At 61.1% G+C, this 26,885-nt stretch carries 27 protein-coding genes and 1 pseudogene; 9 read left to right on the top strand and 19 right to left on the bottom strand.

Going from position 1 to position 26,885, the window contains the following annotated elements:
- Positions 1 to 91: 91 nt before the first annotated feature.
- Positions 92 to 1,009, bottom strand: coding sequence for a hydrogen peroxide-inducible genes activator (locus tag ABCW43_RS21145; protein WP_345928060.1), 918 nt, complete (start codon positions 1,007 to 1,009; stop codon positions 92 to 94).
- A 208-nt stretch (positions 1,010 to 1,217) separates the two neighbouring features.
- Between ABCW43_RS21145 and katG the strand changes: the two genes are divergently transcribed.
- Positions 1,218 to 3,401: a catalase/peroxidase HPI gene (katG, locus tag ABCW43_RS21140; RefSeq protein WP_345928058.1), complete on the top strand. Its 2,184-nt coding sequence runs from the start codon at positions 1,218 to 1,220 to the stop codon at positions 3,399 to 3,401.
- 96 nt (positions 3,402 to 3,497) lie between these two features.
- On the opposite strand, the gene ABCW43_RS21135 is transcribed toward katG, so the two are convergent.
- The 6 genes from ABCW43_RS21135 to cyoA all read right to left on the bottom strand — a co-directional run bounded on the left by ABCW43_RS21135 (position 3,498) and on the right by cyoA (position 9,137).
- Entirely contained in the window at positions 3,498 to 3,953 is a 456-nt protein-coding gene (locus tag ABCW43_RS21135) for a hypothetical protein (protein ID WP_345928056.1), read from the bottom strand.
- Positions 3,954 to 4,092: 139 nt separating this feature from the next.
- On the bottom strand, positions 4,093 to 4,842 hold the full coding sequence (locus ABCW43_RS21130; RefSeq protein WP_445738984.1) for an SURF1 family protein: 750 nt from the start codon (positions 4,840 to 4,842) through the stop codon (positions 4,093 to 4,095).
- A 33-nt stretch (positions 4,843 to 4,875) separates the two neighbouring features.
- Positions 4,876 to 5,292, bottom strand: a complete 417-nt coding sequence (cyoD, locus tag ABCW43_RS21125; protein WP_345928055.1) for a cytochrome o ubiquinol oxidase subunit IV — start codon at positions 5,290 to 5,292, stop codon at positions 4,876 to 4,878.
- Positions 5,289 to 5,921: a cytochrome o ubiquinol oxidase subunit III gene (cyoC, locus tag ABCW43_RS21120; protein WP_345928053.1), complete on the bottom strand. Its 633-nt coding sequence runs from the start codon at positions 5,919 to 5,921 to the stop codon at positions 5,289 to 5,291. The genes cyoD and cyoC overlap by 4 nt, the downstream gene beginning before the upstream one ends.
- Before the next feature lie 4 nt (positions 5,922 to 5,925).
- Positions 5,926 to 7,929, bottom strand: coding sequence for a cytochrome o ubiquinol oxidase subunit I (gene cyoB / locus ABCW43_RS21115; protein ID WP_345928051.1), 2,004 nt, complete (start codon positions 7,927 to 7,929; stop codon positions 5,926 to 5,928).
- Positions 7,930 to 7,949: 20 nt separating this feature from the next.
- Positions 7,950 to 9,137 (bottom strand): ubiquinol oxidase subunit II, encoded by a 1,188-nt coding sequence (gene cyoA / locus ABCW43_RS21110; RefSeq protein ID WP_345928049.1) that lies wholly within the window; start codon positions 9,135 to 9,137, stop codon positions 7,950 to 7,952.
- Positions 9,138 to 9,468: 331 nt separating this feature from the next.
- Here cyoA and ABCW43_RS21105 point away from each other — a divergent pair, with 331 nt between their 5' ends.
- A complete protein-coding gene (locus tag ABCW43_RS21105) occupies positions 9,469 to 10,827 on the top strand; it encodes an MFS transporter (protein WP_345928047.1) in 1,359 nt (452 codons plus the stop codon).
- Between the two features lie 165 nt (positions 10,828 to 10,992).
- On the opposite strand, the gene ABCW43_RS21100 is transcribed toward ABCW43_RS21105, so the two are convergent.
- From ABCW43_RS21100 to ABCW43_RS21080, 5 genes are all read right to left on the bottom strand, one after another.
- The gene (locus ABCW43_RS21100; RefSeq protein WP_345928045.1) at positions 10,993 to 11,904 is read right to left on the bottom strand and encodes a dihydrodipicolinate synthase family protein; all 912 of its coding nucleotides are present in this window, start codon (positions 11,902 to 11,904) and stop codon (positions 10,993 to 10,995) included.
- 55 nt (positions 11,905 to 11,959) lie between these two features.
- The gene (locus tag ABCW43_RS21095) at positions 11,960 to 13,102 is read right to left on the bottom strand and encodes a M24 family metallopeptidase (RefSeq protein WP_345928043.1); all 1,143 of its coding nucleotides are present in this window, start codon (positions 13,100 to 13,102) and stop codon (positions 11,960 to 11,962) included.
- A 101-nt stretch (positions 13,103 to 13,203) separates the two neighbouring features.
- Positions 13,204 to 14,454 carry an NAD(P)/FAD-dependent oxidoreductase gene (locus tag ABCW43_RS21090; RefSeq protein ID WP_345928041.1) on the bottom strand — a complete coding sequence of 417 codons (1,251 nt, stop codon included), beginning with the start codon at positions 14,452 to 14,454 and terminating at the stop codon, positions 13,204 to 13,206.
- A gap of 39 nt (positions 14,455 to 14,493) precedes the next feature.
- Positions 14,494 to 15,210: a GntR family transcriptional regulator gene (locus ABCW43_RS21085; RefSeq protein ID WP_345928039.1), complete on the bottom strand. Its 717-nt coding sequence runs from the start codon at positions 15,208 to 15,210 to the stop codon at positions 14,494 to 14,496.
- Between the two features lie 146 nt (positions 15,211 to 15,356).
- Positions 15,357 to 16,673, bottom strand: coding sequence for a flavin monoamine oxidase family protein (locus ABCW43_RS21080; protein WP_345928037.1), 1,317 nt, complete (start codon positions 16,671 to 16,673; stop codon positions 15,357 to 15,359).
- Positions 16,674 to 16,910: 237 nt separating this feature from the next.
- Between ABCW43_RS21080 and ABCW43_RS21075 the strand changes: the two genes are divergently transcribed.
- Positions 16,911 to 17,252: an AAA family ATPase gene (locus ABCW43_RS21075; RefSeq protein WP_345928035.1), complete on the top strand. Its 342-nt coding sequence runs from the start codon at positions 16,911 to 16,913 to the stop codon at positions 17,250 to 17,252.
- A gap of 136 nt (positions 17,253 to 17,388) precedes the next feature.
- Positions 17,389 to 17,583 (top strand): hypothetical protein, encoded by a 195-nt coding sequence (locus tag ABCW43_RS21070; RefSeq protein WP_345928206.1) that lies wholly within the window; start codon positions 17,389 to 17,391, stop codon positions 17,581 to 17,583.
- A 207-nt stretch (positions 17,584 to 17,790) separates the two neighbouring features.
- On the opposite strand, the gene ABCW43_RS21065 is transcribed toward ABCW43_RS21070, so the two are convergent.
- Positions 17,791 to 17,997 carry an SDR family oxidoreductase gene (locus ABCW43_RS21065; RefSeq protein ID WP_345928033.1) on the bottom strand — a complete coding sequence of 69 codons (207 nt, stop codon included), beginning with the start codon at positions 17,995 to 17,997 and terminating at the stop codon, positions 17,791 to 17,793.
- Positions 17,998 to 18,126: 129 nt separating this feature from the next.
- A complete protein-coding gene (locus ABCW43_RS21060) occupies positions 18,127 to 19,152 on the bottom strand; it encodes an aldo/keto reductase (RefSeq protein WP_345928200.1) in 1,026 nt (341 codons plus the stop codon).
- Between the two features lie 331 nt (positions 19,153 to 19,483).
- Between ABCW43_RS21060 and ABCW43_RS21055 the strand changes: the two genes are divergently transcribed.
- Positions 19,484 to 20,386 carry a LysR family transcriptional regulator gene (locus tag ABCW43_RS21055; RefSeq protein WP_345928031.1) on the top strand — a complete coding sequence of 301 codons (903 nt, stop codon included), beginning with the start codon at positions 19,484 to 19,486 and terminating at the stop codon, positions 20,384 to 20,386.
- Positions 20,387 to 20,458: 72 nt separating this feature from the next.
- On the opposite strand, the gene ABCW43_RS21050 is transcribed toward ABCW43_RS21055, so the two are convergent.
- Both ABCW43_RS21050 and ABCW43_RS21045 read right to left on the bottom strand, forming a co-directional pair.
- On the bottom strand, positions 20,459 to 20,881 hold the full coding sequence (locus tag ABCW43_RS21050) for a plasmid pRiA4b ORF-3 family protein (RefSeq protein WP_345928029.1): 423 nt from the start codon (positions 20,879 to 20,881) through the stop codon (positions 20,459 to 20,461).
- A complete protein-coding gene (locus ABCW43_RS21045) occupies positions 20,881 to 20,964 on the bottom strand; it encodes a hypothetical protein (RefSeq protein ID WP_345928198.1) in 84 nt (27 codons plus the stop codon). The genes ABCW43_RS21050 and ABCW43_RS21045 overlap by 1 nt, the downstream gene beginning before the upstream one ends.
- A gap of 430 nt (positions 20,965 to 21,394) precedes the next feature.
- On the opposite strand from ABCW43_RS21045, the gene ABCW43_RS21040 reads away from it, so the two are divergent.
- Positions 21,395 to 21,721, top strand: coding sequence for a hypothetical protein (locus tag ABCW43_RS21040; protein ID WP_345928027.1), 327 nt, complete (start codon positions 21,395 to 21,397; stop codon positions 21,719 to 21,721).
- Between the two features lie 253 nt (positions 21,722 to 21,974).
- Here ABCW43_RS21040 and ABCW43_RS21035 read toward each other — a convergent pair.
- A pseudogene (locus tag ABCW43_RS21035) lies at positions 21,975 to 22,692 on the bottom strand (SOS response-associated peptidase family protein).
- Positions 22,693 to 22,826: 134 nt separating this feature from the next.
- Here ABCW43_RS21035 and ABCW43_RS21030 point away from each other — a divergent pair.
- Positions 22,827 to 23,156, top strand: a complete 330-nt coding sequence (locus tag ABCW43_RS21030) for an Atu4866 domain-containing protein (protein ID WP_345928025.1) — start codon at positions 22,827 to 22,829, stop codon at positions 23,154 to 23,156.
- Positions 23,157 to 23,259: 103 nt separating this feature from the next.
- Here ABCW43_RS21030 and ABCW43_RS21025 read toward each other — a convergent pair whose 3' ends face one another.
- Positions 23,260 to 24,159, bottom strand: a complete 900-nt coding sequence (locus ABCW43_RS21025; protein ID WP_345928023.1) for a LysR family transcriptional regulator — start codon at positions 24,157 to 24,159, stop codon at positions 23,260 to 23,262.
- A 93-nt stretch (positions 24,160 to 24,252) separates the two neighbouring features.
- Between ABCW43_RS21025 and ABCW43_RS21020 the strand changes: the two genes are divergently transcribed.
- Entirely contained in the window at positions 24,253 to 25,086 is an 834-nt protein-coding gene (locus ABCW43_RS21020; RefSeq protein WP_345928197.1) for an SDR family oxidoreductase, read from the top strand.
- Positions 25,087 to 25,321: 235 nt separating this feature from the next.
- Complete coding sequence (locus tag ABCW43_RS21015; RefSeq protein ID WP_345928021.1) at positions 25,322 to 25,630, top strand: lipocalin-like domain-containing protein; 309 nt, start codon at positions 25,322 to 25,324, stop codon at positions 25,628 to 25,630.
- A 229-nt stretch (positions 25,631 to 25,859) separates the two neighbouring features.
- On the opposite strand, the gene ABCW43_RS21010 is transcribed toward ABCW43_RS21015, so the two are convergent.
- On the bottom strand, positions 25,860 to 26,771 hold the full coding sequence (locus ABCW43_RS21010) for an NmrA/HSCARG family protein (RefSeq protein WP_345928019.1): 912 nt from the start codon (positions 26,769 to 26,771) through the stop codon (positions 25,860 to 25,862).
- Positions 26,772 to 26,885 lie beyond the last annotated feature (114 nt).

Below are 26,885 nucleotides of genomic sequence, written 5' to 3'. Positions count from 1 at the left end.
TTTGATCCCTATCAAGATCAAATATTTAACGCCTTCCCCGCGGATTGCGCATACCCTCCGGGGCTCGTCCGAGGAGCGTTTCACCGCGGTATCAAGGTCGCATGGCGTGCTGTCTGCGCATGGTGTCGGCCGAACCGCGCACGACCTCGGAAATCTGCAGGAGCTGACTGACCAAGGGCGTCGAATTGCGCCAGATCATTCCGATGGTGCGTGAGGGCTGCGGCGCCTGGAAGCGGGAGATCGAAACCTGCGCCGAGCGCGTTTCCACCGGGACAGCCATTTCCGGGATCAGCGTAATACCGATACCGGCGCTGACCATTTGCACGAGTGTCGACAGGGAGCTGCCCTCCATGACTTCCCGCAGGCGCGTCGTGCCTATTTTGCAGAACGACAGAGCCTGATCGCGAAAACAGTGGCCTTCCTCCAGCAGAAGCAGGCGCATTTCGCGCAGAGCCTCGCGTTCGGGTACCGGCTTGCCATCGTCCTCGCGCCGCCGGACCAGGACAAACTCCTCGTCGAACAATTTGAGCTCGGTCAGGAACGGTTCCGATACGGGCAGGGCGACGATTGCCAGATCCAGTTCGCCCTGTGCCAGCTCCTGGACCAGCTTTGCGGTCTGTGTCTCGCGCACCTGTATTTCGATCCCGTCGAAAGTTCTGTTCAGGTCGTTGATGATCGCCGGCAGCAGGTAGGGCGCGATCGTCGGGATGATGCCGATGCGCAAGCGGGCCAGGAACGGATCGCGCGACGCACGGGCGAGGTCCGCCAGTTCATCCACCGCCCGCAGGATGCCGCGAACCCGCAGCGCGAAGGTCTGGCCGAAGGCGGTCAGTTTCACCTCGCGCGCATTCCGCTCGAAGAGGTCGCCGCCCACTTCCTGTTCGAGTTCCTTGATCTGCATCGACAAGGCCGGTTGAGAGATCGCACAGGCATCGGCCGCGCGGCGGAAGCGGCCATCCCGTGCCAGGGCTTCGAAATAACGGAGCTGCTTGAGAGTAAGATTCTTCATAACCCCAGCTTATCGCAGCGATCAGTAAATCCAACTTAAATTTATCAGGTGCTTCAGCTAAGAAGAGATACGAGGGAGGGCGCGCGATTGGCTTGCTCCGACTAACAGGCGGGGACTACAGTCGAAAACAGCGCGGCCGGACCGGGCGGTCCGGGAGAAATCGCCCTCTTTTGCACGGCAGACAATTAAAGTAATCAAGGAGATAGTCATGGATGCGAAATCTAGCGAAAACGCCGGCAAATGTCCGGTCGCCCACACGCCTCGCGGCAGATCGAACCGCGACTGGTGGCCTAACCAGCTGAACGTCCAGATCCTTCATGGGCACTCGGTGCGTTCCGACCCTATGGGCGAGGCGTTCAATTATGCCGAAGAGTTCAAGACGCTCGATCTCGAGGGCCTGAAGAAAGACCTTCATGCCCTGATGACCGATAGCCAGGAGTGGTGGCCGGCCGACTTCGGTCACTACGGCGGCCTGTTCATCCGCATGGCCTGGCACAGCGCCGGCACGTACCGAATCACCGACGGCCGCGGCGGCGCTGGTCAGGGGCAGCAGCGTTTTGCGCCGCTCAACAGCTGGCCGGACAACGTCAACCTCGACAAGGCTCGTCGCCTGCTCTGGCCGATCAAGCAGAAATACGGCAACAAGATCTCCTGGGCGGATCTGATGATCCTCACCGGCAACATCGCGCTCGAATCGATGGGCTTCAAGACGTTCGGTTTCGCCGGCGGCCGCGCCGACGTCTGGGAGCCGGAAGAGCTCTACTGGGGTCCGGAAGGAACCTGGCTCGGGGATGAGCGCTACAGCGGCGAACGCCAGCTCGCAGAACCGCTCGGCGCCGTGCAGATGGGCCTCATCTATGTCAACCCGGAAGGCCCGAACGGCACCCCGGATCCGCTGGCATCCGCGCGCGACATCCGCGAAACCTTCGCCCGCATGGCGATGAACGACGAAGAGACCGTGGCGCTGATCGCCGGCGGCCACACGTTCGGCAAGACCCATGGCGCTGGCGATCCGTCATTCGTCGGTGTCGACCCGGAAGGCGGCGAGCTCGAATCCCAGGGCCTCGGCTGGTCGAGCAAGTTCAACACCGGCGTGGGTCGCGATGCCATCGGTAGCGGCCTGGAAGTGACCTGGACCCAGACTCCGACCCAGTGGAGCAACTATTTCTTCGAGAACCTGTTCGGCTTCGAATGGGAGCTGACCACGAGCCCGGCCGGCGCCAAGCAGTGGGTGGCGAAGAGTGCCGAAGCTTCCATTCCGGATGCTTTCGACCCGTCGAAAAAGCAGCTTCCGACCATGCTGACCAGCGATCTGGCGCTGCGTTTCGACCCGGCCTACGAGAAGATCTCGCGCCGGTTCCTGGAAAACCCGGCCGAATTCGCCGATGCCTTCGCCCGCGCCTGGTTCAAGCTGACCCACCGCGACATGGGGCCGAAGGTTCGCTACCTCGGTCCGGAAGTTCCGGCCGAAGACCTGATCTGGCAGGATGTGATCCCGCCGGTCGATCATGATCTGGTCGATGACCACGATGTCGCCGATCTGAAGTCCAGGATTCTGGCATCCGGCCTCACGGTACAGGAACTGGTCTCGACCGCCTGGGCCTCGGCTTCGACCTTCCGCGGTTCCGACAAGCGCGGCGGCGCAAATGGTGCGCGCATCCGGCTTGCGCCGCAGAAGGACTGGGAGGCCAACCAGCCGGCGCAGCTCGCCAAGGTGCTCGCCGTTCTCGAAGGCATCCAGAAGGATTTCTCCGCTACCCATACCGGCAGCAAGAAGATCTCCCTGGCCGACCTGATCGTGCTTGCGGGTGCCGCCGGCATCGAAAAGGCTGCCAAGGCAGCAGGAGAGGACATTGCCGTACCGTTCACGCCGGGCCGTATGGACGCTTCGCAGGAACAGACGGACGCGGCTTCCTTCGCGCCGCTGGAACCCCGTGCCGATGCCTTCCGCAACTATGTCAACAGCGGCAAGACGCAGTTCATGAAGGCTGAAGAAGCCCTGGTGGACCGCGCTCAGCTGCTGACGCTGACGGCACCGGAAATGACGGTTCTCCTCGGCGGCCTGCGCGTGCTGAAGGCCGGCCAGCCCGAACACGGCGTCTTCACGTCCCAGCCGGAAACGTTGACGAACGATTTCTTCGTCAACCTGCTCGACATGGGCACCGAATGGTCGCCTGTCGCCGGCAAGGATGGTGTTTACGAAGGTCATGACCGCAAGACCAAGGCGCCCAAGTGGACTGGCACCCGCGTCGACCTGATCTTCGGCTCGCATTCGCAGCTTCGCGCCATCGCGGAAGTCTATGCCCAGTCCGACTCCAAGGCGAAGTTCGTCAAGGACTTCGTGGCGGCCTGGACCAAGGTCATGAACGCCGACCGTTTCGATCTCGTCTGATCGATGAACGCTCGCCCGGGCGTAGCTCAGCTACGTCCGGGCGTCTTTTTCCGTCGCTGATCTCATTGGTTATTGGGGTTATGGGGCGCCGAACCTTCAGGTCGGCACAAACGCCGAGGCGATCGCCAGCACGAAACCGAGGATCGTAGCGCAGACTGACAGCGCTTCGCGTGTTTTTTCGGAACTGACGCTCCATCCCTCGCTTGTGAGATATCGCGCGATCAGGCCGAGCGAAAGCAGCCCGACGCAGCCGAGGAAGGCGAAGAAATAAATTCCGTATTGCATGTTGGAGATCTTCTTGGTCAGCACCTCGGTGATCCCGACCAATGTCGAGAGCGATAGAAGCAGGCTGCCGATGATCAGGTATTCCGCATGTTGCGATCGGGCGGTCGAATAGAGCGACAGGATCGTGAACAGGAACGCGATCAGGACGATGGCGATGTAATTGCCGCTGACATGCCCGGTCGCGGAAATCGACATGAAGATCGATGTCAGGATGAACAGCGCCGCCGCCAGGATGATCTTGTATTTCGAGTTGAAAAACTGGCGCATATATCGATCCGCTCTAAAGCCGGCCGCCCGCGGCGCTGGCGAATGCCGTTTCCCCGACTATGGGAAATTCGGCGCGCGATGAACAGGTTGCCGGCCTGCTATTCAACGGAAATCCACGCCCAAGTTTCGGCGCCTGAGTTCAGGTCAGCCGTTTTCGCTGGATCGCGTAGGCTCCGCCGGCGCTCATCACCGCCAGCAGGTACCAGGTGACGGCATAGACGAGGTGGCTGTTGCGGAACCGGATCACCGTCAAGCCGCCGACCGGCAGGCCGCCTGGGATCGGCGTGGCGTCGGCATCGATGAAATAGGGTGCCAACTTTTCGAGGCCTTTTGTTGCAGCGATCGCGGCCACGTCGCGGGAGTACCAGCGGCCGCTGGCGGGATCGTTGGAGCGCAGGAAGGCGCCATCGGGCTCGCTGATGCGGATGAGCCCGGTGATCTTCACCGGGCCTTCGATCTCACCGTCCGCGCGTGCTGCCGGATCGCGGCGGTCGGCGGGGACGAAGCCACGGTTGATGAGGACGGTGGTTCCGTCCTTCTGTTCCAGCGGCGTCAGAACCCAGAAGCCGGGACCGAGATCGGTGACGGCCTGAACCAGCGTTTCCTCGCCATGATGAAAGAAGCCGGTGGTGGTGACGCGGCGATATTCGTCGTTTTCGGCGTTGATCGCAGGCCAGGCCGGCGATGAAGGGGCGGATGCCGGGGTCGCGGTGACCCGGGCATCGACGCGGGCGATCAGATCGAGTTTCCAGAAGAGCCGCTGCACCTGCCAGGTGCCGAGCCCGACAAAGGTCAGCGCCAGGAAAAGCATCGCACCCGCGAAGACGAGCCGGGAGCGTGCCGGCTCCGCATCCGCTGTTTCTCCGGTTAAAGGATGGTCGAGAGCCACGCGTCTATCCCTTCCCAGCTTGCCCCCGAAGGGTCACGGCATGTTCTTCATCATCTCCGGCGACATCGGCATCATGTTGGTGTTGAGATGGTGCATGACCCAGAGCGACCCGGCAAGCGTGATGCCGACCAGAACCAGGGTAAATAGCAGCGCCATCATCGTCCATCCGCCTTCCGAGCGCGGGTTCATGTGCAGGAAATAGACCATATGCACGACGATCTGGATCACACCCAGCCCCATGACGAGGAAGGCGGTGAACAGCTTGCTGTCGATGGCGCCGCTCATCACCAACCAGAACGGAATGGCCGTCAGGATCACCGATAGGCTGAAGCCGATCAGGTAGCTTCTCAGCGTGCCATGGCCCGCCTGGTGGCCGTTGCTGTGGCCATGATGGGCCTGGGAGGCGCTTTCGTGAGCCGGAGCGTGCGGGGTTTGGCCGTTCGAACTCATCCGAGGACTCCCATGAGATAAACGAAGGAGAAGACGCCGATCCAGACGACGTCGAGGAAATGCCAGAACATCGAGAGGCACATCAGGCGGCGCTTGTTCTCGGGGATCAGGCCGTGCTTGCCGACCTGCACCATCAGCGTGATCAGCCAGATGATGCCGAAGGTAACGTGCAGGCCGTGGGTGCCGACCAGCGTGAAGAAGGAGGAAAGGAAGGCCGAACGGGTCGGCCCGGCGCCCTCGTGGATCAGGTGGCTGAACTCGTAAAGCTCGAGGCCGAGGAAAGCCGCGCCGAACACACCCGTTACACCGAGCCAGAACAGCGTCTCGGTCTTGGCACCCCGTTCCATCTGCAGCATGGCGAAGCCGTAGGTGATCGACGAAAAAAGCAGCATTGCCGTGTTGACGGCGACGATCGGCAGGTCGAACAGGTCGGCGGGCGAGGGACCCGCCGCATAGTTGCGGCCCAGCACGCCGTGGGTGGCGAAAAGCACCGCGAAGATCAGGCAGTCGCTCATCAGGTAGAGCCAGAAGCCGAGCATGGTGCTGCCTTCCGGATGATGATCTTCGGTGACGTAGAATTGCGGCTTGCCGTTGTCCGTGCCGTGGGTTTGCGCTTGCGTCTGGCTCATGATCTCAGGTCCGTTCCGCGAGCAGCTTCGAGCGCGCGTCCTCTGTTGCGGTCACGGTTTCGGCGGGAATGTGGAAATCCCGGTTGTAGTTGAAGGTATGGCCGATCGCCGTGGCGACCATCGCGATGAAGGAGAGGGCCGCCAGCCACCAGATGTACCAGATCATCGCGAAGGCGAAGACGATGCTGATGCCGGCCAGGATAATCCCGGTGCCGGTGTTCTTCGGCATGTGGATCGGCTTGAAGCCGCCGAGCGGGCGTTCGTAGCCGCGAAGTTTCATGTCGTACCAGCTGTCATGATCATGCACGACGGGCGTGAAGGCGAAGTTGTAGTCCGGTGGCGGCGACGAGGTCGACCATTCCAGCGTGCGCCCGTCCCACGGATCGCCGGAGGTCTCGCGCAGCTGCTCGCGGCGCATGAACGAAACGACGAGCTGGATGATGAAGGCTCCGATGCCGCAGGCAATGATCCCGGCGCCGATGGCGGCGATGACGAACCATACCTGCAGGGAAGGATCCTCGAACTGATTGACGCGGCGGGTGACGCCCATCAGGCCGAGCACGTAGAGCGGCATGAAGGCGACGAAGAAGCCGATCTGCCAGCACCAGAAGCTGATGAGACCCCAGAACCTGTCAAGCTTGTAGCCGAAGGCCTTCGGCCACCAGTAGACGACGCCCGCCATGAGCCCGAACAGCACGCCGCCGATGATGACGTTGTGGAAGTGGGCGATCAGGAAGAGCGAGTTGTGCAGCACGAAGTCGGCCGGCGGGATGGCCAGCATGACGCCGGTCATGCCGCCGATGACGAAGGTCACCATGAAGCCGATCGTCCAGTACATCGGCAGCTCGTAGCGGATACGGCCGCGATACATGGTGAAGAGCCAGTTGAACATCTTGGCGCCTGTGGGGATCGAAATGATCATCGTCGTGATGCCGAAGAAGGCGTTCACGCTCGCGCCTGCGCCCATCGTGAAGAAGTGGTGGAGCCAGACGATGTACGAGAGGATCATGATCACGCAAGTGGCGTAGACCATCGAGGCATAACCGAACAGGCGCTTGCCGCTGAAGGTTGCGACGACTTCGGAAAAGATGCCGAAGGCCGGCAGGACGAGGATGTAGACTTCCGGATGTCCCCAGATCCAGATGAGGTTGATGTACATCATCGGATTGCCGCCGAGGTCGTTGGTGAAGAAGTTCGTTCCGACATAGCGGTCGAGCGACAGCAGCGCGAGCGTGGCGGTCAGGATCGGGAAAGTTGCGACGATCAGAACGTTGGTGCAGAGCGAGGTCCAGGTGAAGATCGGCATCTTCATGAAGGTCATGCCCGGCGCGCGCATCTTCACGATCGTGGCGATCAGGTTGATGCCCGATAGCGTCGTGCCGACGCCCGCCACCTGCAGGCCCCAAATGTAGTAGTCCACTCCGACGCCCGGACTGTAGTCCGCGCCCGAAAGCGGCGGATAGGCAAGCCAGCCGGTGCGGGCGAACTCGCCGACGAAGAGCGACATCATGATGATGACGGCGCCGGCTGTGGTCATCCAGAAGGAGAAGTTGTTGAGGAAAGGGAAGGAGACGTCGCGCGCGCCGATCTGCAGCGGCACCACGTAGTTCATGAAACCGGTGACGAAGGGCATCGCCACGAAGAAGATCATGATCACGCCATGGGCGGTGAAGATCTGGTCGTAGTGATGCGGGTTGAGGTAGCCCTCGCTTCCGTTGAAGGCGATCGCCTGCTGGATGCGCATCATGATCGCATCGGCAAAACCACGCAGCAGCATGATGATGGCGAGCACGATATACATGATGCCGATCTTCTTGTGATCGACGCTCGTGAACCATTCGGTCCAGAGATAGCCCCAGAGCTTGTATTTGGTGATCAGCCCCAGGACGGCGAGGCCGCCGATTGCGACCGCCAGGAAGGTCACTACCAGGATCGGTTCGTGATAGGGAATGGCTTCCAGGGAAAGCCGTCCGAAGAGGAATTGGGTGAGCGTGGTGTTGCCGAACATGGGTTTCTACCGGATATCATTCAGGGCTTTGCCGGGGCGGCGTTGTTAAGCTGCGCCGGTGCTGCGCCGTCGTGCATGTCTGGCGCGCCGTGCGCGCCTTGGTTCATCGACGGCCCTTCGGATTGTCCCTGGGGCTGCTGACTGTTGACGCCTTCCGCCGGTTCCGGGCTGCGGGCCGGATTGCCGGTGGCGGGGAAGGTGGCGGCAGGGGCCGCCGTGCCGTGCACCGCTTCGCCCGCATGGCGGTTGTCGTGCTCCAGCCTGGCACGGTTATCGTGGCTTTCGGTGCCGGCACCGCCCGCCATATCGATATGCATCATCTCGTCCATGCACATCTTGCCGGGTGTCGCGCACATATTGAGCACGGCGCGATAGAGCCCGTCCTCGACGGATGTGTAATAACGCACCGGTTCCCTGACGCTCGGTTTCTCGAGCTTCAGATAGGCGTCGCGGTTGAGCGCCGTGCCGTTCTGCTTCACGCGGGCGACCCACTGGTCGAAACCAGCCTGATCGACGCCGTGGAACTTGAAGCGCATGTGAGAAAAGCCGTCGCCGCTGTAGTTCGAGGAGAGGCCTTCATATTCGCCGGGCTTGTTGATGACGGCGTGCAGCTTCGTCTCCATGCCGGGCATTGCATAGATCATTCCAGCCAGTGCCGGCACATAGAAGGAATTCATCACCGACGAGGCGGTGATCCTGAAGTTGATCGGCACGTCCACCGGGGCCGCCATCTCGTTGACGGTGGCAATGCCGTAGTCCGGGTAGAAGAACAGCCATTTCCAGTCGAGTGCCACGACCTCGACCGTGAGCGGCTTTGTCTCCGCCGGGACCGCACGCTGGGCGTCCAGCCGTTCGAGCGGCCGGTAGGGGTCGAGCTTGTGGGTGCTGATCCAGGTGACGGCACCGAGCGCGATGATGATGGCGAGCGGTGCGGACCAGATGATGACTTCGAGCCCCGTCGAATGGTGCCATTCGGGATCATAGGGCGCGCTGGTGTTGGAGCCGCGATAGCGCCAGGCGAAAAACAGCGTAAGGAAGATCACCGGTACGATGATGATCAGCATCAGCACCGTGGCGACGATGATCAGGTTGGCCTGCTGTTTGGCGATATCGCCGGCGGGCGACATAACGACCAGATTGCATCCGGAAAGGCCTACAAGGACCAGGAGAGCGAACAACCGGGCTACGATTTTCAACTGAGGGGTCATCTCAAGCTCAAATTTGCGTTTTGTCCAGTTCGGAATAGGCTTGTTCCGGTACAGGCTGAAATGAGGTGGTTCGTCGCAGTGCAGCAATCTGTCGCAGTGCAGCAAAAAACCGCATGGCCTTTGGCGCCGTTTTGCGGCACCACCGGCACACTCGGCATTTGCCTCCGCCAACCGGAAATCTAGGACAACCTACCGGACTGACCAGAGGGTGTGATTGAGAAGACGGTGCGGCTCGCCGCAATTGTCAGGTTTTTTTAGCCTTGTTCCTTGATCTCGGCAGCATGTTGATCAACATTTCGGGGGCGAGGCGAACCATCGCCAGGAGGAATTCATGACCACGGTCGTCAATCCCGCGTCAACAGGCCCGACATCGTCCGGCCTCGAAAGGGACGCCCGTCGCATTCATGACGACAAGCCGATCTCGCCGGGCAGCATCGCGCTCGGTGTGATCATCGGCCGCATGTCGGAATTCTTCGACTTCTTCGTTTACGGGCTGGGCTCCGTTCTCGTCTTTCCAAAGCTGATCTTCCCGTTTGCGCCGACCCCGGTTGCCGCAACCCTGATGTCGTTCGCGATCTTCCCGCTCGCTTTCATGGCGCGGCCGGTCGGGTCGTTCGTGTTCATGTGGATAGACCGTAATTATGGGCGCGGCACCAAGCTGACGATCGCGCTCTTCCTGCTCGGCGGATCGACGGCCTCGATCGCCTTCCTGCCGGGTTACGATGCGATCGGCTACTGGGCGGTGGCGTTGCTGGCGCTGTTCCGCATGGGACAGGGTTTTGCGCTCGGTGGCGCCTGGGACGGGCTCGCTTCGCTCTTGAACCTCAATGCGCCGCCCAACCGGCGCGGCTGGTATGCGATGATCCCGCAGCTTGGCGCACCGATCGGCTTTGCGCTGGCGAGCATCCTGTTCGGTTATTTCGTCGCCAATCTCTCGGAAGCCGATTTCATTTCCTGGGGTTGGCGTTATCCGTTCTTCGTGGCGTTTGCGATCAACGTCGTGGCCCTGTTCGCGCGCCTGCGCATCGTTGCCAGCAAGGAATTCGGCTCGGCGCTCGAAGCCAACGAGCTGCAGGCCCGGCCGATCTTCGAAATGCTGAGCAAGCATGCGCATGACGTCGTGCTCGGCGCCTTCGTGCCGCTTGCCAGTTTCGCCATGTTCCATCTGGTGACGATCTTCCCGTTGAGCTGGGTGACGCTCTATGGCGGGCAGTCGGCGGCGGAATTCCTGTTCGTGCAGGTGCTCGGCGCCGTCGTTGGCATAATCGGCATCATCCTGTCCGGCCTCATCGCCGACCGCATCGGCCGCCGCAGCCAGCTGATGATCGGCGCGGTGATCATCGCGATCTTCTCGTTCTCGGCGCCCTTCCTGCTCAATGCCGGCGGCAAGGGGCAGGATGCCTTCATCATCATCGGCTTCGGGATCCTCGGTCTTTCCTTCGGCCAGGCCTCAGGCGCCGTCTCGTCGCGTTTCGGACAATATTACCGTTATACCGGTGCGGCACTCACCTCCGACCTCGCATGGCTGATCGGTGCCGGCTTCGCGCCGCTGGTGGCACTCGGCCTCGCCAGCAGTTTCGGCATCATCTTCATCGGCGGATATCTGATCTCCGGTGCGATCTGCACCATTGCTGCGCTCAGCCTCAGCCGGGTGTTGGACCAGAGCGGCGAGCCTGGCGGGCAGCGATAATACCCTCCACCCTCATCCCTGTGCTTGTCACAGGAATCCAGCCACGGCGCGTCCGCGCCGTGAGTGAATCCATGATCTTGAAGAGTCTTTCGCGCCCAAGGACTTGGGCGCGCTGGATCCCTGTGACAAGCACAGGGATGAGGGAGTATTGGGGGCAGTGCGCCCTCAAGCAGCCTTCTTGCTAAGCGTCGGCCGCGTCGCTGCGGCCTTTTCCACCATTGCCGTCACTTCCGCACGGCGCGCACCCGTCAGCGGCATGCGCGGCATGCGGACACGCTCGGAACCGCGGCCCATGATCTGCTCGGCGAGCTTGATCGACTGGACGAGGTCGTGCTCGGCATCGAGATGCAGCAACGGCATGAACCAGCGGTAGATGGCGCGGGCTTCGATCCAGTCGCCGCGATTGGCGGCGGCAACGAGCGCGACGGATTCCTGCGGGAAGGCGCTGGTGAGACCGGAAACCCAGCCCTTGGCGCCGAGCATCAGGCCTTCGAGGGCCACGTCGTCGAGGCCGGCGAAGATGTCGAAACGGTCGCCGAAGGCGTTGATCAGGTCGGTGAAGCGACGCGGATCCGGCGCGCTTTCCTTGACGGCCTTGATATTCGGCACGTCTTCGAGCTGGCGCAACACGTCGGCGCCGATGTTGACGCGATAGGCCGGCGGGTTGTTGTAGAGCATGATCGGCAGCGAGGTGGCTGCGGCAACTGTCTTGAAATGGGCGACCAGTTCTTCCGGCTTCGGCACATAGACCATGGCCGGCAGCAGCATCAGGCCGTCGGCGCCGAGCTTTTCGGCGTCGCGGGCATAGGCGACGGCGCGGCGGGTGTCGAATTCGGAGACGCCGGTCACGACCGGCACGCGGCCGTTCACCATTTCGACGGCGGCCTTGAGGATGGTGCGCTTTTCTTCCGGGTCGAGCGAGTTGTTCTCGCCGCAGGTGCCCATGACGATAAGGCCGTTGACGCCGTCATTGACGAGCGCGTCCTGGACGCCTTGCGTCGCTTTCAGATCGATCGAGAAGTCTTCGTTGAATTGTGTCGTCACTGCGGGGAAAACGCCGCTCCAGCCTGTGGTCATAGAAAGCACTCCTCTGGTTGATGGGTCATACTATGCGCGGTCGCGCTGATATCTGTCACGCGAAGGGTTCGACCGGGCCTTTGCTCGGTTGAGTGAACCATTGCGGCCCGGTTTCGGTCATGTGGATATGGTCTTCGAGGCGGATCCCGAAACAATCCGGGAAAACGATCATCGGTTCGTTGGAGAAACACATGCCCGGTTCGAGCACGGTCGCGTTGCCGCGAACGATATAGGGCTCCTCGTGGATTTCGAGGCCGAGCCCGTGGCCGGCGCGATGCGGCAGACCGGGAAGGACGTAGCCCGGACCGAGCCCATGCCTGGCAAGCACCTTGCGGGCCGCATCGTCGAGGCTGCCGCAGGTGGCGCCGAGGCGGGCGGCCTCGAAGACGGCCTGTTCCGCCTCGCGCTCGATCGCCCAGGCGGCCGCGAATTCCCTGGTCGGCTCCTCCAGCACATAGGTGCGGGTGAGATCGGAATGATAACCGTCGAGCCGGCAGCCGGTATCGACCAGCACCACGTCGCCGGGGGCATAGGTCTGTTCGCCGTCGGCGCCGTGGGGAAGCGAGGTCGCGACCCCGAAGGAGACGATGCAGAAACTCGATCCGCCTATGGCGCCGAGTGCGCGATGCTGTTCGTCGATATGGCGGACCACGTCTGAGGCAAGCACGCCCGGCTTGATGAAGGCATGGGCGCGGCGATGCACTTCCAGCGTCAGGTTCATCGCATGCTGGATGAGGTCGATCTCGGCCTTCGATTTACGGAGCCTGAGATCGCGGATCAGCCGGCCGCCATCGACAAGCCGCTCGGCGCCGAAGACGATGGCGAGCTGGTGATAGACGAACAGCGGCAGCGCGTCATCGAGCGCAAGCTTTACATTGGCAGGCAGAAGCGAGGCGACCAGCGCGGCACTCGCTTCATCCTCCTGCCAGGGGGCGATTTCGCCCGGCAGATGGGGCAGGCTCTCGACCCGGCTCTTTTCGAAACCCGGCACGATGTAGGTGACCGAATTCGGCGTCACCAGTGCGCCGAGCGGGCGCTCGCTCTGGTGCCAGACGAGGCCGGTGAAATAGCGCAGGCTTTCGCTGGCGCCCAGGAGAATGCCGCCCAGCCCCTTTTTGCTCAGCGACGCCTGCAGCCGGGCAAGGCGCTGCCGCCGCTCGTCGTCGGTGATCTTCGGGACGGGGTGCGACCAGGCCATGTCCGGTTCCTTTCGGGTTCACCGCGGTTATATCGCTTTGTAGTCAGTTTGTCGACAGAGTTATTCGATGCAAATCCGCGGCCACGTTCTGTGGCATCCTGTCAGCGAAACCGGCTGATGCTGTAGGGTTCGATGTCGAGGGCAGGCTTGCGGCGCGCGGCGATATCAGCCACCAGCCGGCCGGTCGCGGCCGATTGGGTGAGGCCGAGATGCCCGTGGCCGAAGGCATAGATGATCGCCGGCGTGGCGGTCGATGCACTGATCACGGGCAGGCAGTCCGGCATGGAGGGACGAAAACCCATCCACTGGCGGCCGCCCCCGGTCTTCAGGTCGGGCAGGAAGCTTTTTGCCTTTTTCAGCATCGCCTCCGAGCGTTTGTAGTTCGGCGCGAGCGTCAGCCCGCCGAGTTCGACCGCGCCCCCGACGCGGATACCGGAGGAGAGCGGTGTGACGACGAAGCCGTGGTCGTTGAAATAGAGCTGGCGGTGAAGCGGGAAGGCGCCCAGCGGCAGCGTCGTGTTGTAACCGCGCTCGGTTTCGAGCGGGGCGTGGTCGCCGAGGCCGGTGACGATCTTCTTTGACCAGGCGCCGCCGGCAAGTACGACGGTCTTTGCCTCGAAGAGAGCGCCATCCGCCAGGATAACCCGGGCGCCATCGGTCATCGGCTCGATGCGGATGACCTCACCGATCCTGAGCGATGCGCCGCGGGACATGGTGTTACTGAAGAGAGCCTGGGTGAATTCCAGCGGATCGGAGACCTGCAAGCCGGAGGGTGTGAAGACGCCGTGCCGGAACTGCGGCGCAAGGCCCGGCTGCAGGGAGTCGATCTCGCCGCGGCCAACCCTCTGGAATTCGAACCCGGCCTTGCGCTTCGCCTGCCAGTCGTCAGATGCGGTACTGAGGCTCGCCTCGCTGTCATAAAGGTCGAGCGTGCCGGTCTGCTTCACCATTGCCCGAAGGCCGGCGCGTTCGACGGTTTGCAGCATTTCGCTGCGCGCCATGGGCATCATCCTGGCATGCACGCCGACCGTGCGCTCATAGGCCGGCCGGGCGCTCGCCCGCCAGAGACGCCACAGCCAGGGCACCATGTTGAGCGCGTAGGAAGGCGGCAGGCTCAGCGGCCCGAGCGGATCGAGCAGCCATTTCGGCGCCTTCCACATCATGCCGGGTGCGGCGATCGGGATGATTTCCGGAAAGGCGAGAATGCCGGCATTGCCGCTGCTCGCACCTCGGGCAACCTCGCCGCGCTCGATCATCAGCACCGAACGGCCGTCTTCCAGCAGGTACTGCGCCGACATCGTGCCGATAATGCCCGAGCCGATGACAACGGCGTCGACCGAAGTGGAATTCATGATTTCTGTCCTGTGAAACGAATGCGGAAGGCGGGTGGGTCAGGAAACGGCAAGATCGATCGGCTGGCCGAGATCGCGGGCGATATAGTCCTGGATCTGCCGGACGATCTGTTCCGCATGCTTGATGGCGAGTCTGTCGGAGCGCTCGACGTCGCGCGCTTCGATCGCGGCGATCATCTCCTCGTGTTCGTCGACATACTGGCGCGGCAGCCGATCATCGAAGGTACGATAATAGAGGCGCAGGATGCGGCGCCCCTCGTCGAGCAGCCGGGCGAAGAAGGTGGTGTAATAGGAATTGCCGGCAAGTTCGGCGATCGCCACATGGAATTCCCGGTTCGCCTCGATCATCGCGAAGGCGTCGTGGGCTGCAACCGCTGCGGCGAATTCCGCCTGTCGCTTGCGGATCTCGCCCATAGCCTGCGGCGTCGCACGCATGGCGGCGCCGCGGGTGGTGACGCGGTACATCAGCGTCAGCGCATCGAAATAAGGAGGCAGCGAAGCGAAATCGATCGTGGCGACGATCGTGTTGCGGTTCGGCAGGGTCGTGACGAGGCCATCTGCGGAAAGCCGCAACAATGCTTCGCGAATCGGGGTGCGAGACATGCCGAAGCGCTCCGACAGCCGGACCTCGTCGAGCGGGCTGCCAGGGGCCAAGGTCATGGCGAGGATTTCCCGGCGCAGGATCGTGTAGACGCTCTGCGTCCCGGAGCCGCGGGTGCGGGGAATATCGGTTTCTGCTGGTTCGTTCTTCGCCATCGTTGCCCATGTCTGCGTTGCAAGCCAATGCTGGAGAACAATTGCACACGTATTGTCGACAGGAAATAGCCCGCCATGACAACTTTATCGGATCATGCCGGGCAGCGGCCCGGCTTTGTCAGCGGCTTCGCCTTGCGTCTTTTTGGTCATTCTGCCGGTTTTGAGGAGATTTCTGCGATGATGCGCGCCGCCGCCACCTTGCCCGCCACGATCGCGCCCTCGACATAGCCCGGATAGGACGGCGCCAGTTCCGACGACGCGAAATGGACCGGCGGCACGCCTTCGTTGATGATCTCTTCCGCATAACGGGCGTCGAGATCGACGATGACGTCGCTATAGGCGCCGCCGCTCCAAGGATCATCGACCCAGTCGCGGACATGGATGTCGCGCGGATTGCCGCCTTCGGGGCCGAAGGCGGCGATGAGCTGTTCGCGGATGAAGGCCGTGAGTTCCTCGCGCGGACGCCCGTGCCATTGTTGCGCTTCCGGACCGCCGACGAAGATGATCAGGCCTGCATAGTCGTCATGGCTGGCGTCGCAGGCATAAAGGCCCTGGGGTTCGTGCCACATAACGGCACCGGAAAGCCCCCGCTCGCGCCAGAAGGGCTTGTCGTAGCTGGCCTGCAGCTTGATCGAAAGGCCGGGCGCCCAGGCGGAAAGCGCCTTCTGGAGCCGTTCGGGAAGAGCTGGCAAAAACGGTAACCGGCGGATCATCACCGGCGGCAGCGCCAGGACGAGGCGTTTCGCCGGGAACCGTTCATTGCCGGTGATGACTGTGACGCCGGTATCGGAATGCTCGATCCCCGTCACGGCGGCGCCAAGGCGCAGCCGGTCGCCAAGCTTAGCCGCGAGCTGGTCGGCCAGTGCATGCAGCGTGCCGGGCAGGAACATTTCCATTTCCGAATAGGTATTGGTGATGCGCCGGTCGTTCGATGCAAGCCAGGTGAAGGCGATTTCCTCCGGCGCGCGGCACCAGAGGCCCTTGATCAGCCGCAGGAAACTTTTCCTCACGTCGGCCGCCACGTCGTCCTGCCGGGCCACCCAGTCGGCCACCGTCAGTTTCGCGAGATCCGGGTCGTCCGGATCGGTTGCGATCATCCGGTCGCGCAGCGCATCGACCCCCTGCCAGCGTGCGAAACCCTGCTGCGGTGGAACCGGCGGCCGGTAGATCATCTCGCCGTCGTAGTGGGTCATGGCCGGCACTTTGCCGTTTTCGCGGATGAGCGCCATCAACTCTGCCATGTCCCGGCAGAAGAACTGCCCGCCGGTATCGACGCGGGTACCGTCCGACAGCGTCTCGGACTCGACCTTGCCGCCGACCCGATCGCGCGCTTCGAGCAGCAGCACGTCGAGCCCCGCACCGACAAGCTCCAGCGCGGCGCTCAGGCCCGTAAACCCCGCGCCGACGACGATGGCATCCCGCTCAGGCATTCTTTTCTCCGACTGTCTTCCTGCCTTTGCCATTACCGCAAGCGCTTCGGGACGTCTACGAAGCTGTAGGCGGGCGATCGGAATCCGTGCCTCTCGGGAACCTATGCCTGAGAGCGGCGGAGTGGTTATCCGTAATCCTTCTCGCTCGAACTGATTGAAACCGCCGATAATGCGTCATGATTGACGCGCATTAACGCGGACGCATGTTTAGGTTAAGCAAGTATCTCGGCACATCATGCTGCTCCAGCATCACGAACCAGAGGCGGAACCATGCCTGTCATCACCGTTGCGAACCCTAAGGGCGGGGCCGGGAAGTCGACGACGACACTCGTTCTCGCAACCACCCTGGCCCAGCAGGGCGCTAGCGTCGTCATTCTGGACTGCGACCCCAACCGGCCGATCGGGGGCTGGAGGCGAGGAGCCTCGAAGAACCCCGTCATCGTTGATGGCGCGATCAACGAAAGCATCATCACCGCCAAGCTTGACGAGTATCGCAGGAAATACCAGTTCGTGTTCGTCGATCTCGAAGGCACCGCCAGCCGGCTGATGTCTCGAGCGCTCGCCAGGGCGCCTGGTCGTCATCCCCATTCAGGCCAGCCCGACCGACTCTGAGCTAGCAGCGCGAGCCATCCGTCTCATTCAAGAGGAGGAGCAGGCGTTCGAGAAAACGATCCCGTACCGGATCCTCTTCACGAGGACGTCCCCGGCGATCGCCACCAAACTCGAGAAGCAGATCACCAGCCAGCTCATGGCGGGGGATGTGCCAACGTTCCGCAGTCACCTGTATGAACGGTCGGCCTACAAGGCGCTCTTCTATCACCAACTCGACCTGGCCGAGCTCGATCCATCCGAGGTGAACGGGCTGCCGGCTGCTAGGGACAATGCCCTGCGGCTCGCTGAGGAACTCGTCGATCTCGTCGCCAACGTGAGGGCTGTAGCATGACTGGTAGGAACCTTGGCTTCGGCAAGCTTGCCGATATCAAACCGGACATCGAGTGACCCGCTGCCAGTGCCGCCTTGGCGATGTCCAGACCCAGGCCACGTCCTGCGCCGGTGATAAACCATACGTTACTCATCTTGTATTCCTTTTTTGGCAGCCCGTCTGTTGCTGCTTGTTCGGCCGACGGGTCAGAAGTCTGCTAACGTGCCCTCACATCGCCTGAACGGTCGGACGCACGAGAATCTCATTGAGGGTGATCCGCTTTGGCCGGCTGAGCGCGAAGGCGATCACCTCGGCAATATCCCGCGCCGGCATCGCCACGTTATCGCGGTGGTCCTGAGCGGCCTTCTTGCTCTCATCGTGGGTGATGTGGTCGGACAGCTCTGTCGCCACCGCACCAGGCTCGATAACCATCACGCGGATGTCGGGCTGTATCGATCCGGGGGCCGGGTCTAGATTTGGCTGACCACATAGGTCGCGGCCCCCGGTACAGCCGCCGCCGGTGGGAAACCGGGTAGATTCAGCCCACCGGCTCCCGAGGCCTCTCTACCGAACCGGCGACATGCCGCTTCCGCCCTTGGAGCTCGTACCAAGCTTGGCGCCGGTATCGATCATCGCGAGCATGGGCTCGCTCAACCGCGCGCCCTGCACCTTGATCTGGGCAAAGCCATCCTCGATTTGCTTCATGTCGTCGGCGTTCAATTGGACCTGCAGCGCGTCCATGTTCTGATCCATCTGGTCCTGCGTCGTGGGGCCTGGGATTGGCACGATCCATGGCTTGCGGCCGAGCAGCCATGCCAGCGCTACCTGTCCGGACGTCGCTTGATGACGGGCGCCTACGCGCTGCAGCAATTCGACCACTGGCCAGTTGGCGCGGCGGGCCTCGGTGGTGAAACGCGGCAGGTTTGCCCTCAGATCGGCAGGACCATGCACCATTAACGGCGTAACGGTTCCGGTCAGATAGCCCATGCCGAGCGAGCTCCACGGGACGAACCCGATGCCCAGTTCCTCGCAGGTCGCAAGGACTTCCAACTCCGGATCACGGGTCCAGACGGAGTATTCGTTCTGCACCGCCGTAACCGGCTGCACTTTGTGCGCCCGACGAATGGTCGCTTCGCCTGCAGCGGAGAGACCGAAATGGCGAACTTTGCCTTCGCGGATCAACTCCTGCACCGCCCCGGCCACGTCCTCGATGGGCACGGTGGGATCGACGCGATGCTGGTACTGAAGATCGATGTAGTCGGTCTTCAGCCGGCGAAGCTGTTGCTCGGTCACCCGCTTGATATTGTCCGGGCGGCTGTTGACCCCCCGGTCTTGGCCGTCGGGCGTAATTTCGAATCCGAACTTGGTTGCGATAATTACTCGGTCGCGGATCGGCGAAAGCGCTTCACCAACGATCTCCTCGCCTAGGAAGGGTCCATAGACTTCAGCGACGTCGAAGAAGGTTACGCCGCGGTCTTGCGCTGCCCGGATAATTCGGACCGCCTCCTGCCTGTTGGTCGGAGGACCATACATCCCGGCGAAGTTCTGGCAGCCCATCCCGAGAGCCGAAACCTCCAGCGAACCGAGCATGCGCCGTTGCGCACTGCTCGTGCTTGAACCCGTGGTCGCAGTTCCCGGTGTTGCCGTCTGAGCTCTCGAGGCGGAAAGGGGCAGCAGTGATGCTGCAGCGATGCCCAGCCCCGCGGCGAATAGTTTACGACGGCCCGGCATCTCGGGGCCGCCGCTTTCGATCTCATCGTCTCTATGATTTGTCATGATGCTGCGCCTCCAATCGGTTGGAACAAGCCTGCGAAACACAGTGGCCTGTGCCACTGGACTTGCTGACTGGGTGGAGATTACAGTGGCCCACACTTTCAAAAAATGGCATTCCGGTTGATGCGACATTAACCAGGGGTTCATAATGGACAAGGACCAGCTCGATGGGCTCGTGGCGTTCGCGCTCGTCGCCGAGAAGCGCAATTTCACGGCGGCCGCCGAAGCGCTCAGGATCTCGCCACCTGCAATCAGCAAGATGATCCGGCAGTTGGAGAGGCGCCTGGGCGTCACCCTGCTCACCAGAACGACGCGAGCGACAAGCCTTACGGAGGCGGGCGAGAAGTTTCTTCAACAGGCAGGACCGGCGCTGGACGCGATCCTGTCTGCGATGACTGACGCGGGAAGCGCGGCCGACAAGCCAGCAGGGCGCCTCCGTTTAAATGTTCCGCAGACCGTTTATCCGAATTTTCTCAGGCCCGTCGTCGCGAGCTTCTTGGAGCAATATCCCGACGTGACGGTGGAGATCTTCTTCGAAAACGCTGCGACCAACATTTTCGAGCGCGGGTTCGATGCGGGGATCCGGGTGTCGGACATTCTTGCGAAAGACGTCGTGGCGCTCAAGCTCTTCGGCCCGGTCCGCTGGGTTGTTGCAGGTGCGCCATCATACTTTGCACAGCATGGGCGTCCCAAGCATCCCAAAGACCTTTTGGCGCATCCGTGCGTTTGCGCCGGAGCTGGCAGCCGCGTTTATGACCGTTGGGAATTCGAGAGCAACGGGAAAGAGTTCGAGGTCCAGGTGAAAGGCCCGCTGATCCTGAATGACGTGCTCTTGGCCATCGAGGCGGCTGTTGACGGAATGGGGTTGGTCTACAGCCCTGAAGAGGCGGTTCGCGACAAGCTGAAGAGCGGCAAGCTCGAAATCGTCCTCGACCGGTACATGGGAACCAGCTCTGGGGTTTATCTCTACTATCCGCAGCGTTCTCAGGTTCATCCGAAGCTGCGGGCATTCATTGAGCACGTTAAAAGCTTCAGCTTTTCCACCATATAGGATGGGCGCTTGACGGCAATGGTCTCAGGTTTGCGTCCCATCAAGGCGTTCCACCTGGAACCCTCGCCCAACTCATTTTTTCGGGACGGCTTTCGGCTTGGGTTGATATAGACGCCGTTTGACGTTGAAGCGCAGAGCATTGCGGAGATCTTTGTCCACGATCGAAAGGTCGAACCATTCCGAATCAAAGTATCCACCGCACCACAGAATAGTTTCGGCATATTCGGGATCTTCCCGATCGGCGATGATCTCCAGGAACCGCTCATAACCGGATACGCCACCAACGTCTTCGGGAGGTCGCGCCCTTTCGCCGGCGATGCAGCTTCCTTGTTTGGGCGTAGAAGCGAGCGTCAGGAACTCCTCAACCGCGACAGTGTGCCGCCAGCCATCCTCGAAATCATAGTGGTAGCTGAAGACAGCACCTTGCTCGAAGTCCAACAAGCGAACCTCTCTCTGATCGAAGACTCGAGGATCCTCATCGGTCGCATCCTCCATCAGGTCTCGACGTCGCCATACCGCAGACCACCGATGCGGAACTCATAGAGATGATAGTTCCACCAGTTGAATGCGGCCTGAATTCCGAGATGCAGATGCTGTAGGTTCCAATGGACCGGCAGGACCAGACGCGCCAGACGTCCGGCTGGATCTCGTCGATGGAAACTCTGATCTGCACAGCGTTTGCGGCTTTGAACATTGCACGAATGAACAAGGTTGGGAAAAGATCGTCAAGAAGGCCGCTCGATCGTGGCACTTTTATTGGAGTTGGATGGTCCTGACGGCGATCCGACGGCTTGTGCAGCCTTCGACGCGTACCATCTCTATATAAACCCCTAACTGGAGCGTCGCGATGGATCGAAGTGCGACCGATACGCTGTCGGAATTCTATATCGAAGTTCTTCCGCCGGACCGCGATGAATCGTGTGCGTCGGATGCAACGACCTGTCCGTGTTGTCGAAAGTTACGTCCGGCGTCGAGCATGGATGACGATGGTTGCGGGATCTGCGACGAATGCCTGGCACCATGACCTCCTGCAGAGAAACACCTCCCCCTGTTCTGGCGACTTTCGAAGACGCGCTTGCGAAATTGCCAGACTGCTGTGTTGACGGATATTTTGGTAATCGATCATGGGGCGTGACCGTCAATCGGTCGGAGGATGGCAAACGGACCTGGCTCTATGGCGAGGATCTTGGCGGACCAGATATTGTGAGCTTCAACCTCTATCGATTGGCCGGATCGAGGTCGATCCTGAAGCCCTGCGAAATGTCCTCCGCCAAGGTGATCGAATTCGTTCTCGGTTTCGAGCCCGGCACGGAGAAAGCAGCGCCTCGACGATAATGGCCGAACAATAAGCACAGGATTCATATTGCGTTGAAGCATGCGCATGGCTGCCCTGCGATCTGAACGCTCGCGATCGGGGCAGCCTCTGGTATCTTGAAGTCATCGAAGCAATGCACCTCCTCCCGCAGAGCTTCGTGTTTCAGGCGCCCCACTCCTCCTCCCAGCTGTTGTTCAATTCTTTGAAAAAGCCTGCCGCACCTCCTCCCGCGGCAGGCTTTTTCGTTTTCGATACAAGCCCGGAATTCAGGCGTCAAAGCAGACTGCCCTGTTCCGCCAGCTCTCCGGATTTCGAAACGATCGTGGATCCGTACGGTTCGCGTGACGAGACTATCAGCGCGTCATTCGGTAATGGGCGGACCAGTTCCTTGGCCTCTTCCCATGGCGCCCGCATCCAGGTGTCCGTCTCTTCCCTCGTCAGCAACAGCACCGGCATCGCCTTTCCATGGATTGGCTTCACCAGGTCGTTGGGATCCGTGGTCAAAAACCCATAGAGATCGTCGGTCGTCAGGCCGTCCCTGACCTTTCGGACACTCTGCCACTGCGGCACATGGATGCCGGCAAAGAACATCAGCGGTTTGGTTGTGTCACGGGCAAACCAGGCGTTCGGCACGTTGCCGCCCTGCTCCTGGCTCGCCGGATCCGGCTCGGCGAAACTGGTGACCGGGACGAGGCATCTGTTTTCGACACCGAACCACCGCTTCCAATGCGGAAAATTGAGCTTGCGCACGTTGGTCGTGCCGCGGTCGGCCTCCATGCGGATCAGTTCTTCCAGATCGAATGGCTTGCCCCTGGCTGCAAGTTTCTCGGCCTTGGCTTTGGACGCCTTCTCGAGCGCGAAGCGCGGGGAGGGCAGTCCCCATCTGATCGGGGTTCATCTGGTAGGCCGGCATCAGGTTGATCAGGCTTTCGGCGTCCTGGGCCCATTTTGCGACCCAGTCCTTCTCTTCCATGCGATAAAGGTTGCACATGCTGGATATCTGCTCCGCCGAGATCGAATGACCGACGCTGCGGCTTCGGCAGAACTGAGTGTCTGCCGAACCGACACCGCGCACATGCGCGATCGCCTCCATACCGAGAACAGTACGCTTAACGGAGCCCGACCATGCGACAGCCATTTGCCGCACTCATCACAGCGGCCACCCTTTCGATCCAACCCGCAGAAGCACAGGAGACCAACTTGCAGCCGAACCATCCCTACGTTGGCATATGGGTCACCGACGACAACCGTGTTCGCCATGAACTTCTGCCGAGCGGACGTTATGTCGAGGCCCGCGGTCAGCGTGAGCGAGCCTATGAGGGCCGCTACGAAGTCGATGGGACGCATATCGAGTACTGGGACGACACGGGCTTCACTGCCGACGGCGATTTCGTCGATGCCAACACATTGCACCATGGCGGCATGATCTTGCGTCGCAAGCCAGCGACGCCCTGACATACCAGGCGAGCATCGGCGATGCGAAACGGCTAAAAGTGATGGGTGCCGCAGGTCTTCCTCATCCATCTGACAGGGTCGCAAGCCATTCACCATCGCCCCGTCATCGTGTCCCTTCCACCTCTCGCAGGAGGTCGATGAAGGCGCGTAATGGGGACGGCACGTGCCGGCTGCTCGGGTAATAGAGCGCCAGGCCCGGTGTCGCGGGGCACCAGTCATTAAGCACCGTCACCAGCTGGCCGGATGTCAGAAACGGCCGTGCGAAGTGTTCGGGCACATAGGCGATACCGCGCCCGTCCGCCGCTGCCTGCACGAGAAGGTCATTGTCATCGAGGGTGAGATTGCCCGGCACGTCAATCACGACTTCGGCGTCACGTTTGGAAAACTCCCAGCGATAGCGCTTTCCGCTTGGCAGACGTTGGCGGATGCAGCGATGCATATAAAGGTCGTCAGGCGTATGCGGTCTTGCTTTACCGTCGAGGTATGACGGCGCTGCCACTGCGATGAAACGCACGTCGCCGCCGAACTTCACTGCGATCATGTCTTTCGGAACAGCTTCCAGCAGGCGTATTCCGGCATCGAAACCCTGCTCCACGATATCGACGAGCCGGCCTTCCGACACCAGATCAAGCTCGACATCGGGATAGAGATCGAGAAAGTGCGGCACGACGTCGGTGAGCAGGATGCGAGCACCGCTCTTGTTGGCATTGATTCGCAGAGAACCGCTTGGGGTGCCGCGTTCCTCCGAGAGGGTATCGAGTGCCTGATCGAGATCCTGAAGAACCGGGTCGAGCCGCGCGAGCAGGCGAGCGCCGGCCTGGGTCAGCGACACGCTCCGTGTCGTCCGGTTGAAGAGCCGCACGTCCAGTTTTGCCTCCAGTCCGATGATTGCGTGGCTGAGAGCCGAACGCGAAACGCCCATGACGTCGGCCGCTCTGCGGAAGCTCTGGTGATTGGCCACCGCGGCGAAGGCGGCAAGATCGTTCAGACTGGGACGTATCATTCGTTATTTTTCCTCACCAGGTCATCTCAAATTGAAGATATTATATCACCAATCCTATTGGTCTACATTGGAGATGAACAAACAGGAGTTCATATGCCAAAGACATGGTTCATCACCGGGGCTTCCTCGGGGCTCGGTCTCGAGATGACGCAGCAGCTGCTCGACCAGGGAAACAATGTGGTCGCAACGATCCGCCGTGCCGGCGCACTGACGAAACTTGCGCAGGAATACCGCGATCGTCTTGATATCGTTCACCTCGATCTCGTCGAGCCGGGCAGCATCGCCTCGGCCGTTAAAGACGCATTCCAACGGCACGGCCGGATAGACGTGATCGTCAGCAACGCGGGCTATGGCCTGTTCGGTGCTGCGGAAGAGCTCACGAATGAAGAGATCGATCGGCAGATCGCCACCAACCTTGCCGGATCCTTTCATCTGATCCGTGCCGCACTGCCCCTTCTTCGAATGCAAGGCGGGGGACGGATCGTCCAGATCTCGTCCGAAGGAGGGCAGATCGCCTATCCAGGCTTCAGCCTCTATCATGCAACCAAGTGGGGCATCGAGGGCTTTGTCGAGGCCGTGGCACAGGAAGTGGCGCCTTTCGGTATCGACTTTATCATCGCCGAACCTGGACCGACCGGCACGAATTTCGGAGCCAATCTCGTCCGCGCGACACCGATGGATGTTTACGATGAAACCCCCGCCGGCGCCGTCCGACGAGCGATCACTGAGGGCAGCTTCGAGATCAAGGGAGATGCCGCGCGCACCGTAGCCGCAATTCTATCAGCAGCCGAGAGCGAGACGCCGCCATTGCGGCTGGCGCTGGGTAGCACGGCCTATTCCTCTATCTCACAGGCGCTTTCCGCACGCCTGTCTGCCCTTGAGGCGCAACGGGGAGTGGCGCATTCCGCCGACCGGCGGGATCCGTGAACCCTGGCAGCGGCGGAAACAAAAGACCTCATGAACAGGAAGGAAAAAACATGTCCATTCGACCGGTTATATTGGCCTTTGCCCTCGGAATTTCGTCTTTTGCCTTGGCGCAGACTGCCGCGGAAAATCAGGTCGTAGGCACTTGGCGGATGATGTCGGCGACGATTGATCCCGGTGGAAAAAATATCTCTGCCTATGGAGAGAAACCCAACGGTCTTCTCGTCTTCACCCCGACATGCATTTCGTTGAAGTCCTTACCGACGCCGACATTCCTCGGTTTGCTTCCAATGCTCGCGGGGAGGGAACGGATGATGAAAATCGCATGGCCATGTCACGCAGTATCGGCTTTTTCGGAACCTACACCGTTGATGAGAAGGGAGAATTCAGCGGAAACCGTGTCGAAGGGGCGACATTTCCGAACTGGGTTGGCAGTGTGCGAACACGTGACGATCTGCGGCTGGTCGTTGACGGCGACCGCATGACTGAGCAATTCCGCAGGCCGGAAGGCACTGAAATCAGGATCGAATGGCAGCGCGTCAAATGAGGCTCCGCAGGCGGTCTTCTGCATAAGGTCCCCATCTTGCGACCGTCCGCCCTTCGAACATGACCAAAAGCAAAGCTGAGCTACCCGAGGAAATAACCATGCTCTTCAATCGTCGTTCCATGTCCAAGGCAGGGGCCGCCGTAACTGCACTGGTTCTTTCAAGCCCTCAAATCATGACACGTGCAATTTTCGCAGCCGGAGGGATCGACCCCTCCAGCTGTTTCATACGTCACCGCAGTCCGATACTTGATGGTTCCGCGCTGAGTGCGTTTTCAAACAACGTTTTTCCTGGACCGGCAAGCCACTGTTCCAATCTCAGCATGGGTCCGAACTCGCGTTCGAGGGCAGCGATGTCTGCGATCCCCGCGACCACGCCGTTGTCTACGAGAGCAGTCAGCCGTTTCAGAAAGTCGTTCTCGCTCAACAATTCCTCGGAAAACCGCTGGTAGCGAATAGGACGTCCTGCGGTATGCGAGAAGGCGTCTTGCAGATCCTTTCCTGTGACGTCCTGTCCAGATAGCTCAATGACTTGGCCGGCATAAACTTCAGGTTGGCACAGTATCTGCGCGTTGATGCGACCAAGGTCATGGAGCGCTATCATCTGCATCGACTGATCCGGCCGCATGAAGTAGGTGAAAACGCCGGTGTTCAAACCCATTCCCGGGAGCATCATCATCTCCATAAAGCTGGCGGGGCGGGTGATCGTCGTTTCGATCGGCAAGCTGCGAACGTAGTCCTCGATGCGAGACTTGCTGTCGAAATGACCCATACCGGTGTGGCCCTTCCCGGCAGCTCCGGTCGAGGAGTATACAAGATGAGCAATGCCATTGGACACGGCGCTGTCAGCGACAGACTTGCCCTGCTCAACTTCCTGTTCATCCGTAAGCAATCCCGACGGGGAGCTCGTCTGCACGCTGAAAACGCCACGGATTCCTGTCATCGCGTGATCGATAGATGCGCGATCGAACAAGTCACCCACCGCCAGGCTGACGCCGTCCGCGGCGAGCGACTTTGCCCTTTCGCTAGAAGGGTCACGAACGAAGGCGCGAACTCCCCGGCCTGCTTCGCGCAGCGCCCGTGTCACGGCTCCCCCTTGCTGGCCTGTCGCTCCGAACACGAGAAACTCCGGCGTATTTGACATGTTAGTTCTCCTTGGTAACTTATGCAGTTACCATGTGGAACAATTGGAAAATGTGCGCAAGACGGCACAATTTTGGTCCTCGGGCACACGAAGATAACCAATGGAAATGTCTGA

It is taken from the genome of Neorhizobium tunisiense (assembly GCF_039631515.1).
Classification (GTDB): domain Bacteria; phylum Pseudomonadota; class Alphaproteobacteria; order Rhizobiales; family Rhizobiaceae; genus Neorhizobium.
Note: the sequence above shows the minus strand (reverse complement) of the source record. Positions and strands in the feature narration are given on the sequence as shown.

Bases quoted from the DNA above. Each gene is read 5' to 3' on its own strand.
- ABCW43_RS21145 (WP_345928060.1), bottom strand. From the start codon at position 1,009: ATGAAGAATCTTACTCTCAAGCAGCTCCGTTATTTCGAAGCCCTGGCA.
- katG (WP_345928058.1), top strand. From the start codon at position 1,218: ATGGATGCGAAATCTAGCGAAAACGCCGGCAAATGTCCGGTCGCCCAC.
- ABCW43_RS21135 (WP_345928056.1), bottom strand. From the start codon at position 3,953: ATGCGCCAGTTTTTCAACTCGAAATACAAGATCATCCTGGCGGCGGCG.
- cyoD (WP_345928055.1), bottom strand. From the start codon at position 5,292: ATGAGTTCGAACGGCCAAACCCCGCACGCTCCGGCTCACGAAAGCGCC.
- cyoC (WP_345928053.1), bottom strand. From the start codon at position 5,921: ATGAGCCAGACGCAAGCGCAAACCCACGGCACGGACAACGGCAAGCCG.
- cyoB (WP_345928051.1), bottom strand. From the start codon at position 7,929: ATGTTCGGCAACACCACGCTCACCCAATTCCTCTTCGGACGGCTTTCC.
- cyoA (WP_345928049.1), bottom strand. From the start codon at position 9,137: ATGACCCCTCAGTTGAAAATCGTAGCCCGGTTGTTCGCTCTCCTGGTC.
- ABCW43_RS21105 (WP_345928047.1), top strand. From the start codon at position 9,469: ATGACCACGGTCGTCAATCCCGCGTCAACAGGCCCGACATCGTCCGGC.
- ABCW43_RS21100 (WP_345928045.1), bottom strand. From the start codon at position 11,904: ATGACCACAGGCTGGAGCGGCGTTTTCCCCGCAGTGACGACACAATTC.
- ABCW43_RS21095 (WP_345928043.1), bottom strand. From the start codon at position 13,102: ATGGCCTGGTCGCACCCCGTCCCGAAGATCACCGACGACGAGCGGCGG.
- ABCW43_RS21090 (WP_345928041.1), bottom strand. From the start codon at position 14,454: ATGAATTCCACTTCGGTCGACGCCGTTGTCATCGGCTCGGGCATTATC.
- ABCW43_RS21085 (WP_345928039.1), bottom strand. From the start codon at position 15,210: ATGGCGAAGAACGAACCAGCAGAAACCGATATTCCCCGCACCCGCGGC.
- ABCW43_RS21080 (WP_345928037.1), bottom strand. From the start codon at position 16,673: ATGGCAAAGGCAGGAAGACAGTCGGAGAAAAGAATGCCTGAGCGGGAT.
- ABCW43_RS21075 (WP_345928035.1), top strand. From the start codon at position 16,911: ATGCCTGTCATCACCGTTGCGAACCCTAAGGGCGGGGCCGGGAAGTCG.
- ABCW43_RS21070 (WP_345928206.1), top strand. From the start codon at position 17,389: ATGGCGGGGGATGTGCCAACGTTCCGCAGTCACCTGTATGAACGGTCG.
- ABCW43_RS21060 (WP_345928200.1), bottom strand. From the start codon at position 19,152: ATGCTCGGTTCGCTGGAGGTTTCGGCTCTCGGGATGGGCTGCCAGAAC.
- ABCW43_RS21055 (WP_345928031.1), top strand. From the start codon at position 19,484: ATGGACAAGGACCAGCTCGATGGGCTCGTGGCGTTCGCGCTCGTCGCC.
- ABCW43_RS21050 (WP_345928029.1), bottom strand. From the start codon at position 20,881: ATGGAGGATGCGACCGATGAGGATCCTCGAGTCTTCGATCAGAGAGAG.
- ABCW43_RS21040 (WP_345928027.1), top strand. From the start codon at position 21,395: ATGCCTGGCACCATGACCTCCTGCAGAGAAACACCTCCCCCTGTTCTG.
- ABCW43_RS21030 (WP_345928025.1), top strand. From the start codon at position 22,827: ATGCGACAGCCATTTGCCGCACTCATCACAGCGGCCACCCTTTCGATC.
- ABCW43_RS21025 (WP_345928023.1), bottom strand. From the start codon at position 24,159: ATGATACGTCCCAGTCTGAACGATCTTGCCGCCTTCGCCGCGGTGGCC.
- ABCW43_RS21020 (WP_345928197.1), top strand. From the start codon at position 24,253: ATGCCAAAGACATGGTTCATCACCGGGGCTTCCTCGGGGCTCGGTCTC.
- ABCW43_RS21015 (WP_345928021.1), top strand. From the start codon at position 25,322: ATGCATTTCGTTGAAGTCCTTACCGACGCCGACATTCCTCGGTTTGCT.
- ABCW43_RS21010 (WP_345928019.1), bottom strand. From the start codon at position 26,771: ATGTCAAATACGCCGGAGTTTCTCGTGTTCGGAGCGACAGGCCAGCAA.